This window comes from Bacillus sp. JJ1609, from assembly GCF_036967045.1.
Taxonomy (GTDB): domain Bacteria; phylum Bacillota; class Bacilli; order Bacillales; family Cytobacillaceae; genus Mesobacillus.
Genome location: NZ_JBALSS010000006.1, coordinates 478,962 through 491,925, shown reverse-complemented (window position 1 = coordinate 491,925; position 12,964 = coordinate 478,962). Strand labels below are relative to the sequence as shown.

8 protein-coding genes are annotated in these 12,964 nt (G+C 41.5%); 1 reads left to right on the top strand and 7 read right to left on the bottom strand.

Annotated features, from left to right (window positions below; translation table 11 throughout):
- Window positions 1-121: 121 nt before the first annotated feature.
- Together V7654_RS07025 and V7654_RS07020 are read right to left on the bottom strand one after the other, a co-directional pair.
- Entirely contained in the window at window positions 122-679 is a 558-nt protein-coding gene (locus V7654_RS07025; protein ID WP_335429504.1) for a general stress protein, read from the bottom strand.
- A 163-nt stretch (window positions 680-842) separates the two neighbouring features.
- Complete coding sequence (locus V7654_RS07020) at window positions 843-2,021, bottom strand: CBS domain-containing protein (RefSeq protein ID WP_335429502.1); 1,179 nt, start codon at window positions 2,019-2,021, stop codon at window positions 843-845.
- A gap of 278 nt (window positions 2,022-2,299) precedes the next feature.
- Between V7654_RS07020 and V7654_RS07015 the strand changes: the two genes are divergently transcribed.
- Complete coding sequence (locus V7654_RS07015) at window positions 2,300-3,115, top strand: YitT family protein (RefSeq protein ID WP_335429688.1); 816 nt, start codon at window positions 2,300-2,302, stop codon at window positions 3,113-3,115.
- 275 nt (window positions 3,116-3,390) lie between these two features.
- On the opposite strand, the gene V7654_RS07010 is transcribed toward V7654_RS07015, so the two are convergent.
- The 5 genes from V7654_RS07010 to V7654_RS06990 all read right to left on the bottom strand — a co-directional run bounded on the left by V7654_RS07010 (window position 3,391) and on the right by V7654_RS06990 (window position 12,795).
- Window positions 3,391-3,525, bottom strand: coding sequence for a hypothetical protein (locus V7654_RS07010; protein ID WP_335375317.1), 135 nt, complete (start codon window positions 3,523-3,525; stop codon window positions 3,391-3,393).
- A gap of 24 nt (window positions 3,526-3,549) precedes the next feature.
- Window positions 3,550-5,037 carry an amidase family protein gene (locus V7654_RS07005; protein WP_335429500.1) on the bottom strand — a complete coding sequence of 496 codons (1,488 nt, stop codon included), beginning with the start codon at window positions 5,035-5,037 and terminating at the stop codon, window positions 3,550-3,552.
- Window positions 5,038-5,193: 156 nt separating this feature from the next.
- The gene (locus tag V7654_RS07000) at window positions 5,194-6,339 is read right to left on the bottom strand and encodes a DEAD/DEAH box helicase (protein ID WP_335429499.1); all 1,146 of its coding nucleotides are present in this window, start codon (window positions 6,337-6,339) and stop codon (window positions 5,194-5,196) included.
- A gap of 186 nt (window positions 6,340-6,525) precedes the next feature.
- The gene (locus tag V7654_RS06995) at window positions 6,526-8,916 is read right to left on the bottom strand and encodes an immune inhibitor A domain-containing protein (RefSeq protein ID WP_335429498.1); all 2,391 of its coding nucleotides are present in this window, start codon (window positions 8,914-8,916) and stop codon (window positions 6,526-6,528) included.
- A 384-nt stretch (window positions 8,917-9,300) separates the two neighbouring features.
- Window positions 9,301-12,795, bottom strand: coding sequence for a bifunctional 2',3'-cyclic-nucleotide 2'-phosphodiesterase/3'-nucleotidase (locus V7654_RS06990; protein ID WP_335429497.1), 3,495 nt, complete (start codon window positions 12,793-12,795; stop codon window positions 9,301-9,303).
- Window positions 12,796-12,964 lie beyond the last annotated feature (169 nt).

The following is a 12,964-nucleotide window of genomic DNA, read 5'->3' as shown; positions in this document are numbered from 1 at the left end:
GAAGCGACTCGAGGGGCTATGCGCTGGAGCTGGACAATTCTCGAAGTGAATTTTATGCTTTCTTATCCTTAAATGCCAAAAGGCTGCCAAATGCTTGGCAGCCTTCTTTTATGACATATACTTAAAAATCTCTCGTGTTGTCTAATCGTGTGTTGGCAGGGTTGTCCGAAGTTAAAGGTGCATTGACCGGATCTACCACACCTGAGCTTGTTGTGTCATTAAAGCCGACTCTGTTTTCGTCGCGCTCAACAACAACAAGGATTTTCCCTTCTTTTACATAGCCTTCGTAACGGTCAGCTTCATCTTCTGGAATTCCCATACCGATCAGTGCGCCGGCTAAACCACCCGCACCTGCACCGACTGCCGCACCTGTAAGTGTTGCAGCGATTGGTCCCGCAGCGACGATTGGCCCGATACCAGGAATCGCTAATGCGCCAATTCCGGCTAATAAGCCTGTAAGGCCGCCTAAAATGCCGCCTGTTGCTGCACCAGCAGCAAGACCTTCCTCAGTCTTCGTACCGGTTGCTTCATTGATGTGATCAACCTCATCATCGTTTTTACTAATAACAGAGATGTCTTCTGTTGAGTACCCTTGTCTTTTCAAGTCCTCAACAGCCTGGATTGCCTCACGCTCGTTATCATATACTCCAACTAGGTGTTTTTCATGTTCGTAATACATAATTAAAGCCTCCTTTAGACGAGTAGTTTTTTGTAATGGACGTGTAGTCCTTTTTAAAGATACCCGTATAATAGGGGTGTAAACATAATGTCGAATAGTTTGCAAGGGTTATTTTAAATAATATTGTAACTTTTTATAGATTCGGCCAATCAATATTTACGATTCAATCTTCCGCAGTATCGCTGTCTAGAAGATCCCAAGGTGTGATGACGCCGATCGGCTTGCCATGGCGGTCACCTGTTTCCGTAATGATGACAGCCTGAAGTTTTTTGCCTCTTGTATGATAGCGTTCAAACAATTCTTCAATTTCATAGAGTGACGCATCCTCGGTCACGAACGTGACAAAATAGTTCTTCCCTTTCGTTAAAAGTTCTTTGATCCGCACATCTTCAAAATGGATGACTTCACTTGAGAAATGCTTCGCCATCCACTGGATGATTTCCGTGGATGTAAGCAGCGCAACATATTTATCATCTTTGTCGTACACAGGGAATCTCGTAAAATCGAATTTATTGATTACTTTAAGTACATCTTTAAGATAAGCATCCTCGTAATAGTAGAATACCGGGCTTGTCGCAATCGAAAGTGCCGTCTGCGGCTTCTCGAACTCACGGCAAATTTCCTCGATCCGTTCAACGACCTCGATATGCGGCTCGGCGATATAGAAATCCGCGTTCACTCTTTCATGGACAATTGCATTCCGCAGCTTTGCGAACTGGTGCAAATCGCTTTTATATTTACGGATTAACGAATGGTTTTTATAACCTGAATATAACAGCTCAACAAATGCATCGCTTTCTGTTTCCTTGACCATTTCCCTTAAAGCCTTGTGAATCCTGTTAAAAGCGGTCTCGAATTTGCCAGACTGCTCTTTATGGTTGACCTCATGTTCTTTTTCAGCGTTGCTGCCTTGTTTTTTAGTATCATTTGATTTAGCTTTACTATCGTGTGAGCGCTGAGTTTCGGCATTGATCTTCTGATTTCCGTTTTGATTCGAAGGTTTATCATTGCCGTTTGATCTTTGCTTCGGATGATCCCCCGTTCCATTTGGTCGTTCTGAGGATTTGTTATTATTGCCGATTGGCTGCTTATTTCTTTTATCGTCGTGATCTTGTTTCTCCACCGAATTTAGTTTCATGCCTTTTTCGCGAGGCTGTCGAGCCTTTTTTTCAGTGTCTTTTTCATTACGTATCATTTTGGTTTGTGCCTGCTGATTTTCCTTGGGCTGCGTATCTTTATTGTTAATTGAATTCTTCTTATTTTTCTTTTGTTCTTTATCCTGTGTATTTAACGCAGTCTGCTTTTTATTAGATCTATCTTTAACCTGAGTATCGTTAGCCAAAATGGTCCCTCCAAAATTCATATCATCTTACACTAGTCTTACTACCCCAAATACCTGTTTTTGTAATCCTGGTTATATAATCTAAAAATACCAGAACAGTTGGATTGTTGGCCTCTTTATTTTTTTACTTTATAAAAGTTTGTTACAATTAATGGTGTACATACATGATTTTCATTTAACATATTGAAGGTTTTGGAGAAAATTTTATAAAGAAAAGGGTTGGATCATACGTGGCAACAAAGAAAAAACGAGTAGTAAAAGAAATTAAACAAGTGGTCATGATTACGATCGGGGCAATCGTTGCCGCATTTGGGCTTGATATGTTCCTCGTTCCTAATGCTATTTTGGATGGAGGAGTGATCGGCTTATCCATTATTGCGGGTGAATTAACGGGCGTTTCGATGAGTATATTTTTAATCATTTTCAACATCCCGTTCCTCTATATTGGTTATCGGAGAATGGGTTGGAAGTTCACACTCCGCACTTTATATGGAGTTGTAATTTTATCAGGAGCTACTGCCTACCTGCACCATTTTGACCGCGTGACCGATGATTTATTTTTAGCAACGATTATTGGTGCCGTAATCCTTGGTACTGGCGTTGGTCTAGTTATCCGTGCTGGCGGCGCATTGGACGGGACAGAAATTATCGCCATCCTCGTAAGCAAAAATCGTACCGTGTCAGTCGGACAAATTGTTATGATCATGAACTTTTTCATCTTTATTTTAGCTGCTTTGTTAGTGTTTAGCTGGGAAACGGCTATGTACTCGATCATTACATACTTTATTGCTTTTAAAATGATTGATGTTGTTGTTGAAGGTATGGAGGAATTGAAATCAGTGACGATTATTTCAGACATCCCTGAGGAAATCGCTGAAGCATTATTAAGGGAACTAGGACGCGGGATGACCTATATTCATGGCGAAGGGGTTTTTACCAGCGAGCCTAAAAAGATCATCTATACAATTGTAAGCCGTATTGAACTGTCCACACTGCGTTCTACAGTCCATGATTTGGATCCAAATGCGTTAGTTGCGATTGAGAATGTCGCCGATGTAACTGGAAGTAACTTTGGGAAGAGTACTGCGCATTAATTTTGGATGGGAATTCAGCTGTAATCTGAGACTACGAAATTCGAAGGGTATTCTGCTGTAATCAGTGTATTCTCTACGAAAATTGAAGGTAATTTCTATGGAATATCAGTTATTTTCTACGATATCCTGGATATTCTCTATGAAATGGAAGTTATTTTCTACGGAATTCAAAATCTATATTTACCATCTGATGGAAACATTCTTGTTTATACGACAAGGGTGTTTTTTTGTAGGATGTAAAAAAGTGCCCCGCATTCCGCCGGGACACTTCACTTCTAATCGATTGGATTGTTCATCTTCTTTTCTTTTTGGCCGGTTGTGAATTCGACCAGTTCTTCAGGTGTATTATTGCCTTTTTTCTTATTGTTATTGCGCTGTGCATTTGCATTGCCAAGCTTTGTTTTACCCATACTTTCTCGCTCCTTTTGATGGATTCAAGAAGTAGTATGGATTTTTTCCTCAGTGTTTATTCCGAGGTCAGGTGCTTTGCGTACAAGTGTTGCCTGCTCGTATGCATAGGCAAGCTTAATCAACAATGGTTCGCTCAAGGCTGTTCCTGTAAAAGTAATGCCGACAGGCTCACCTTCTGATGTATATCCAGCGGGAACAGTGACCGATGGGTACCCTGCTCTTGAAGGAATCGTGGAACCATCCATTGGAAAAAGAATCGCGTCAACCCCGTACTCCTCCAATACATAGTCGACACCTTGCTCCCTGGACATGTAAAGGTTATATTCTAGCTCATTCAGGTATTCAGCCTCCGTCAAAGTTCCGCTTGTCGCTTCAGATTCAAGCAAAATCTCCTGGCCATACTTCAACATTTTTTCGCCATGCTCATAATTGAAAGCAATCACGTCAGCAAGCGTCCTGATCGGAATAGTAGGAGCTAACCGGCTAAGATAAGCATTTAAATCTGCCTTGAACTCATAGCTTAGAACTTTATAGCCCCAATTCGCTTTTGATGCAGGAATCGCAACTTCGACTACTTCAGCACCAAGTTCTTCAAGCTTATCAACCGCTTTTTGAAAAATATGCTCCTGGTCCTCTGATAATTTTCCAATATACTCTTCACGGGCAATCCCAATTTTAACGCCCTTAAGCCCCTTTTTATCAAATAGGTCGTTATGAGGGAATTCCGGCAAAGCTCTCATAGTAGCAGGATCTTCAGGATCCTGTCCGGCAATTGCTTCTAAAAGGTAAACGGCATCCTTTACGGTTCTTGCCATCGGACCAGCCGTATCCTGTGTATGGGCAATCGGAATGATCCCCGCCCTGCTGACTAGACCGACAGTCGGCTTAATACCAACCAATGAATTTTGAGAAGCAGGATTCAAAATGGAACCATCCGTTTCTGTTCCAACCGCAATTGCAGCCAAGTTCGCAGCAATTGAAGCGCCGGAGCCTGCACTAGAGCCGCCAACATCAAATTTCCCAGGCCCATAAGGATTCAAAACTTGGCCGCCTCTCGAACTATACCCACTCTTCATCCCATTCGCCATGAAGTTTGCCCATTCCGTCATATTCGTTTTGCCAAGGATGACCGCACCAGCCTCCCGGAGCTTTGCAGCTACACAGGAATCCTTCGATGCGATTGAGTCCTTTAATGCCAGCGAACCAGCACTTGTATGCATTTTATCGTGAGTATCAATATTATCCTTCAGCAGCACTGGAATTCCATGAATAGGACCTCTTGCCCCCTTCAGCTTGCGCTCCGAATCAAGCGCAGCAGCGATATGCAGCGCATCTGGGTTCAATTCAAGTACAGAATTAATTACTTCATCAAAAGCACCAATCCGAGCCTGATACATCAACACAAGATCATGTGAAGTCAGCTCGCCGCTCTCCATTTTCGCCTGCATATCATCTATAGTAGCTTCATGAAGCCACTCTTCCATTAAAATTTTCAACCGAGGATTATTCATTTTTACGTTCCTTTCCAATTTAAACTACACATATATATTCTTAACTTTTTTTGAAACTCCTTTTTTATAAAAGGCTTCGATAAACTTGCCCGTTGAATCAGCGCCAACTCCCCCAATAAAAAAAAGCCACAGGTTACCCCATAGCTTTTCGAAATCTTATTTTGCAGCTTCAACTATTTTACCATGATAAAATTCGGCTAGAACTGGCTCAATATTGAGCGCTTTACAGAACTTCTTCATATCACGCTCTTCTCGTTCGTTGACGATTGAGATGACGGTACCCTCTGCTCCAAAACGACCTGTCCTGCCTGAACGATGGATGTATTGGTCCTGTTCCCTTGGAAGATCAAAATGGACAACATGGGTCACGCCTTTGATATCAAGTCCGCGTGCTGCGATATCTGTGACTAGAAGCATTTCACTGTCGCCTTCTCGGAACTTCTTTATATAACGCTGTCGGTCCTGTTTCCCAAGGTCACTGTGAAGCTGGCCGACATGGATGTCCTTGAATTTCAGCTTATCGGCTGCGATTGTGAGGTTGGCGATATCTTTTATAAAAACAAGTGCCTTTACCCCTTTAAGACGGGCGATCTTTTCAAGAATTTTAATTTTATCGCGCTGCTCGCTGACAAAGTAGATGTGTTCCACGTTTGCAGCCTCGATCGTTTCGTCTTTTTTTACCTTGATCACTTCAGGTTCTTTGGACAAATTTTTAACCGACTTTTCAACGACCGGAGGAAGAGTTGCTGAAAAAAGAAGCAGCTGGCGCTGGTCAGCCAGTGTAGACTTGACGATATTTTTTACTGTTTCGCTGTGCTCCGGAGTCAGCAGCTGGTCACCTTCATCTAGTACAACCGTTTGGACTTTATGCATCTTTAACTTTTTCTGCTTGATCAGTTCATTCGTCCTGCCAGGTGTTCCCACAATGATGTGCGGACTTTTCTTCAGCTTATCAATCTGCCTTTTCAGGTTGGCTCCGCCAATCAGGGTAGCCGCTTTTATCTCGGTGCCCTCTCCCCACTTCTGGATTTCAGCAAGGATCTGCATAACTAGCTCCTGTGAGGAAGCTAATATGACGGCCTGTGTATTCTGCATCTTCGGATCGATTTTATTTAAAACCGGAAGCAAGTAGGCTAGCGTTTTACCAGTACCAGTCGGCGATTCCGCGATCACATCTTTTCCTTCTATTATTAAAGGAATCGTTGTGGACTGGACAGAAGTTAACGTTTGGAAGCCCGCTTTTTCCCAGGCCTGCTGCAGGAACGGTTTCAATTGCGCAATAATTTGTTGAGTCTCTGACATAATTTTCTCCTTCAACTTTAAGCATTCATAGTAATGATACTAGCTAAAACGGATTAATAAGTCCAGTATTGCCTTGAGGTTTTGCAATTAAAAGCTCTTTGAAGGAAAAGCTATTTGATGTTATAAGCTCCTTGTAACGTGAAAAAGGACACCAGGCAAAAGCCCGATGTCCTTCATTGTAAATTCTTATTTGTGGATCCAGACAGCGCCAGCAGAGTTGTCTTTCGCTTCACCGATTACCTGGAACTTAAGGCCTAATTGTGGAACCTTGCGTCCTGCATCTGGAATCAGGTCGTTCATGTAAGATTTTGAATCATCGAATCCCGTTACCCCTGGAAGTCCTTTGTAATCAAAGATTCCGCGAGATGGAGAATTGATGTACCATGCTGGAGTCTGATCCATTGAGAATGCTGCGTCCGCTACCTGATAACGTGTACTTTGAGTGATTGATGGCTTGCCATTAAGCGTTCCAACAATCGCCTCTGGGTGTGAATCGACTGGTCCAAGGAAACCTTCACCAGGGTGGACGCCAACCCAGTTATCAGTGAATGAATCGTCCGCATACCAGACTACCATTCCTGTATTGTACTTAACACCGCGACCAGCTAGAAGTGCCTTATCAGAACCGGCATAGTTTCTCCACTCTAGGTAGTAGTAGTGGTCTTTTAAGAAAATACCGTTTGACTGAACAAACCCATCAAGAGCAACAACCGCATCGCCTTCAGCGCCATCCGCGAATACTTCTACTCCGTCAACTGTCAGCTTCAACTCATCCATTGCAAAGCCTTGAGGAGCCAAACCGCCATCTGTTACATATTCAAACACAAGTTTTACTTTCTTGCCGGCAAATTGGCTTAAATCATACTTTACATCTGCCCACTCATCGTTAGTAGTATCCATTCCATCTGCAACGTTTGTATCGCCGATTTTATCAAGCTCAACTTCTTCGCCATCAGCAGTAACTGCAGTTACATAAACATAATCATAATCGAATTCAACTTCATAGTTAGCTTTGTAAGTAAATTCAGCGTTTGCAGCATTTGTTAAATCGAACTCAGGAGTTTCCAATGCAGTATGAAGATCATCACCTTTTTGGCTGTAGTAGTACTTGCTGCCAAACTCAGGCTGGATCCCTTTCACTTCCTTCTTAGGAAGATTTACTTTTACAATACCTGCATTTTTGGATTTAGTAACACTCTGGTCAATGACTGCTGCCATGCCATTTTTATCAATGTCTTCGTAGTTTACTTCCGTAATGTTGGCCCAGTTGCCGCCAATTGTTTTTTGGAAGAATTCTTTATTTTGTGGAGAGAAGCTAGGTGCTTCCGTTCCTGCGATATTGCCGTTCCAGCTTCCGCCGCTCATGATGGACCATGATGCAACAGGGTCGCCATTACCAGTGTATTGAGTGTCATACTCATCCGGAAGGCCTAAGTCATGTCCAAATTCGTGAGCGAATACGCCGACTGCACCGTCTTCAGGCTCGATTGTGTAATCGAATGCAGCCATTCTTCCTTCTTTCCAATAGTCAACATTTGCCTTTGTATTTGGTACAGAATAAACGCCGCCCAAATTCCAGCGGTGTGACCAGATTGCATCATCACCAAGTGCTCCTCCGCCAGCTTCTTGTCCAACACCTGCGTGCAGAATCATCAAGTGGTCGACCAAGCCGTCCGGTTCGTTTTGATCTCCGTCACCATCAAGGTCATACTGATCAAACTTATCGTAGTCTGCCAAGTTAATACCAGAAGCTACAGCTGCATTCAAAGCATCCTTTACTAAGCCACGAGGTCCTTTTGTACCTGGGTTATTATCATGGCCACTTTCAGGATTATCACTGCCATAATCTTTGTAGTTTCCAGGTACTGTCAGCCAGTCAGAAACCTTTCCATCCACTGTATAGCTTCCGCCAGATTGCTCTTCATAATATTGTTTGAAGGTTTTTACTTTCTCACCATTGAAAAGAGTGAAATCCTCGTTTCCAAACAACATTTTTTCATAATGTTCTTTGTTGAAATCATCAGAGAACATATATCCTGGTTCCTGCTCGATGTTGTTATGCTTGAAGTCTGCATATTCTACAAGAAGGACAAGAACCTCATCCTCACGTACATCTCCGTTATAAGGCGCCTGCTTTGCAGAATCTACTTTTGCTGCACCAGTCGGCTTGCCTATTTTAAAGTTTTCATGTCCCTTATTAAGCTGCTTGGAAAGCTTGTCCTTTTGCTTTGTTACGAAATCCTTTGCCTTATTATCAAACTCTTTTTGCTCCTTCGTTAAAGCCTTGTCAGCTTGCCCTGGCTTTTCACCTTGCTTCTGCTTGATATACTTTTGTACTGCTTTAGTCACTTCTTCTTGAGAAGCACCTTTAGCAATTAACCCTCTTTCCTGCAATGCTTTTGCTAAACGATCCTGGTCGACAATATTTAAATCTATCGGCGCGGATACAGGCGTTGTTGATGCAGCTGCATGTTTTGGAGCTGCAGTCGTTCCTGCAAACGTACCAGCAAATAAAGTGGAAGCGAAAACAGCGCTTGCCGCCATGCTGGAGAGAACCTTTAATGAATTTTTCTTCAAGAGAATACCCCCTGCTATTTCAATAGTTTTGATTTTTCATATTTTCTGAAGAATCTGATTGCAATTTTAGCAAGGTTTTGTAATATTGTAAATTTTTTAAAAATAATGATATTTACCTATAAAATCTGGTATTTCTTATTTCAAAATGCTGTTCTTTACTATTAAATGACTCTTTTTACCTAATTTCGGATTTGAAATAAGTGTAAATTAAACTATTTTAATACATTTTGATATTGGGAAATTTTCTTTCGGATTGCTAAATTTGATTCAAATGTACTATAAGGAAATTAATGGAACGATGTTTTTTTTATAAATTTGTCCTTGAGGAGCACATTATTTTGAAAAAAAAAAGAAGAGCGCAAGAGCGCCCTTCCTGTTAATCTATTAATTTAACTTCGTTACACGACCTTCGATCTGAGGATCAACAGTACCTTTTGCCTTGATATAGTTCACAAATGCTTCCAAATCCACTACATCGATAGTCTTGTCAGTGATCGTTGCAAGGATTGCATAGCCATCTCCGCCGCCAGCCATATAGTTATTGACTGTAATAGAGTAAGTTTGATCCATTTCAACAGGAGTTCCGTCATTTTTCAAGATTGATACGATTCGGTCTCCAGCAGCTCTTGAATCATCATATGAAACCTTCAAGCCAGAAATAGGCATAATCCGAACTTTGCTGCCCCATTGTTGTTCTAGCAAAGTCTTAATTTGCGCTCCAGTAACATTCATTTTTACAAGATCATTGCCGAAAGGCTGTACTGTGAAAGCTTCCTTCCACGTGATTTGACCTGCTTCGATATCAGCACGAACTCCGCCAGAGTTCATAAAGGCAAAGTCAGTGCCTGTTTGCGCACGCATTGCGTCTGCAACTAGGTTCCCCATTGCCGATTCACCAGCAGCGTTTGTTTCACGGCTGATATACGAAGGAGTTGATCCAATTACTTCATTCAGAATTGGAGCTACATCAGCTACATAGCTATCAAGCAATGCTTTAATTTCAGCATCAGGTGTAATTTTGTCACGATAAGTAGTGACAATCTCCGCTTTCTTCGTCATTACATCCTTTGTTTTTGGATTAATCAAAAGATCTACATCAGAAAATGCAGTACCATAAGAATAAGATTGTACAACCAATTTGCCGTCTACAGTAGTGTTTGTGTATGCATGGTTATGCCCGCCAAATAGTACGTCAACTTCATCATCTACATTTTTGGCAATGTCAACAAGTTCATCTGCAGCATTAGATCCGTCAGCTGCTGATGAAGAAGGGTTGTGAGCTAAAACGATAATGGTTTCAACGCCCTTTGCTTTTAATTCCGCCGCGTATTTATTGATTGCTTCAGTTTCATCTGTAAATCTCACATCTTTAACTGCACTTGGAATCACGATACTTGGCGTATCGGACAAAGCAATCCCAATGAATCCAATCGGTACTCCATTTACCTCTTCAATGTGATATGGCTGCAGAATATTTTTGTTTGTAGCTGCATCAACTAGGTTAGCAGCAATATAAGGGAAGTCGGCACCTTCAAATACACCATACTTTTCAACTGTTTTCGGGTGGCTGCCTCCATTGATTAGGCGCATCATTTCATCTACACCCTCATCAAACTCATGGTTTCCAACAGTACCAACATCAAAGCCAAGTTTATTTAAGATGTCAATTGTCGGTTCATCCTGCAATAACGCTGACACAGGTGAACTTGCCCCAACTGCATCCCCAGCATGTACCATCAATGTGTTAGGGTTTTGGGCTTCACGCTGCTTCAAATAGGCTGCAAGATATTCAATTCCACCAGCATTGATTTTTGAATTGTATGTATCAAGCTGTCCGTGGAAGTCATTGATTCCTAAAAGCTGCAATTCAAAAGGCTTAGTAACTGGCAGTTTTATAGAATACTTGCCAAAATTGTTTTCGCTTGGTCCAACGTATTCAATGTTGCTGCCCTCATCAATAGCACTTACTGCTTCCATAGCAGAATCGAAAGTAACGTTCACATCATTCAATACTGAAGAGAATTTCCAGTTTCCATCTGCAGAAGGATCGATTGTTCCAACTTCACGGATATAATCGATGATTGCCTGACGGTTTTCATCTGGGTACATTTCTACAGCTGACTTATTTCTCACACCAGGGAAATTTCCACTTGCACGGTAGTTGTTAGTAACAACCAGAAATTCCTGATCCAGATTAATCGGTTCACCATTATACTGTAGATTCTTGATACGGTTAGCATCGGCATTTTTAAGGTTGCCATCTTTATCATATTTTGCCGGTTCTGTTACATCGATTTCATAAGTCACGCCATCAATGACATCATAGTTGTAAGTAGGGAAATCATTGTTAACGATATTTTGCTCCCCACTAACTGACTCATTAATTTGGTTGAACTGTCCAGCAGACATTTCAAGCCATTCCTTTACATCTGCACCTTTGATTTTGATTGTTGAAACTGTGTTTGGGTAAAGGTAAAGGTCTGCAACGTTTTTAATCGCAATCGTTCCTTCTGGTACATACGTATAGTAACTAGCGCCATTCCTTCCGCCAGCCTTAAAAGGTGCACCTGCAGAAAGGATTGGCAGATTTTCATCAGGAGTTCCTTTTACCTGCTTTTCTACATACCATTTCTGTGCATTCGTTACGATTTGGATTGATGGGTCGTCCTGTACTAAAGCAAAATAGCTGTGGATGTCAGCTGTTGTTTTTCCAACAGGCTGGTTGACATATTTTACAGTTCCTTCATGGTCTTCTTTTACAGCCTTTAGAATCTTTTCATCCGCTTTAACTAAAGGAGTCTTAGTCGCTTTATCATAAATCGCTCTCAATTGAGATTTTGAACTTTTGACATTCCATTTCCCTTTTTCTTTGGCAATTGTCAAGTCCATGACACCTAGCTGGTTGCCCCAGTTTCCTGGCATTACAACTGGCACACCGTTGATTGTCCCGTTTTCCTGGTCAACGCCTGGTAATCCAACAAATGCACCAGGGAAATTCAAATGGTTATGCCCTGAAATGATAGCATCGATTCCCTCAACCTTTGTAAGGTCGTACGCTGCGTTTTCTTCCATTTCAACGACCTTTTCATCGCCAATTCCTGAGTGAGCAAGTGCGATAATGATATCAGCGCCTTCTTCCTTCATTTTAGGAATCTGTGCCTCTACTGATTTAACAATATCTTTCGTAATAACTTTTCCATCAAGATTTGCTTTGTCCCATTGGACGATTTGTGGCGTAACAGCGCCAACTACACCGATCTTAATCACCTGTGTTTTGCCGCTTTCGTCCGCTACTTTTTTATTAAAAACTTTATAAGGCTTAAAATAGTTAACATCATTATCTGGATTATCATCCCCGTCATATTTGAAAACGTTCGCATTCACATATGGCATTGGAGCGTCATCAAGAACCTCGTCTAGATAATCCAAACCATAATTAAATTCATGGTTTCCAACTGTGCCGCCATCATAGTCTAATAGTTCCATAGCTTTGAAGACAGGGTGTACTTCACCATCTTCAAGCTTGTCCACTTTTGCTTTATAATCGCCCAGCGGGTTGCCCTGGATTAGATCTCCGTTGTCAAAAAGAAGGTTGTTCTTACCTTCTTTTTCTCCTCTTGCATTTTTAATCAAAGTCGCTGTTTTTGCCAGGCCAAATTCATCCGTAAAGCCATCTTTATAATAATCATAATTATATAAATGTGTATGAATATCTGTTGTTCCGAGAATTCGTAGCTGTACTTCATGCTTTCCTGCTTGATCGGGCTTAGCAGCTGCAACTGTTTTCCATGAAACTGGTCCTGCCAAAACGGATAATGCCATTGTTGTAGCAACAACGGATTTTCCTAGCTTGCGCATAGGCTTCTTCAAGAAATCCATCTCCTTATTGATTAAATTGGTAGCACACGACTCTAATTATAGTAGGATACATAGATGTGGAGTATGGACTGATAGACCTTAATTTTCTTATTTTTTTGTAAAATTCACGTAAAGGATTAGGACAAACTTCCTAATATTTGTAAGAACCCCCCGAATGATGTCAATATCT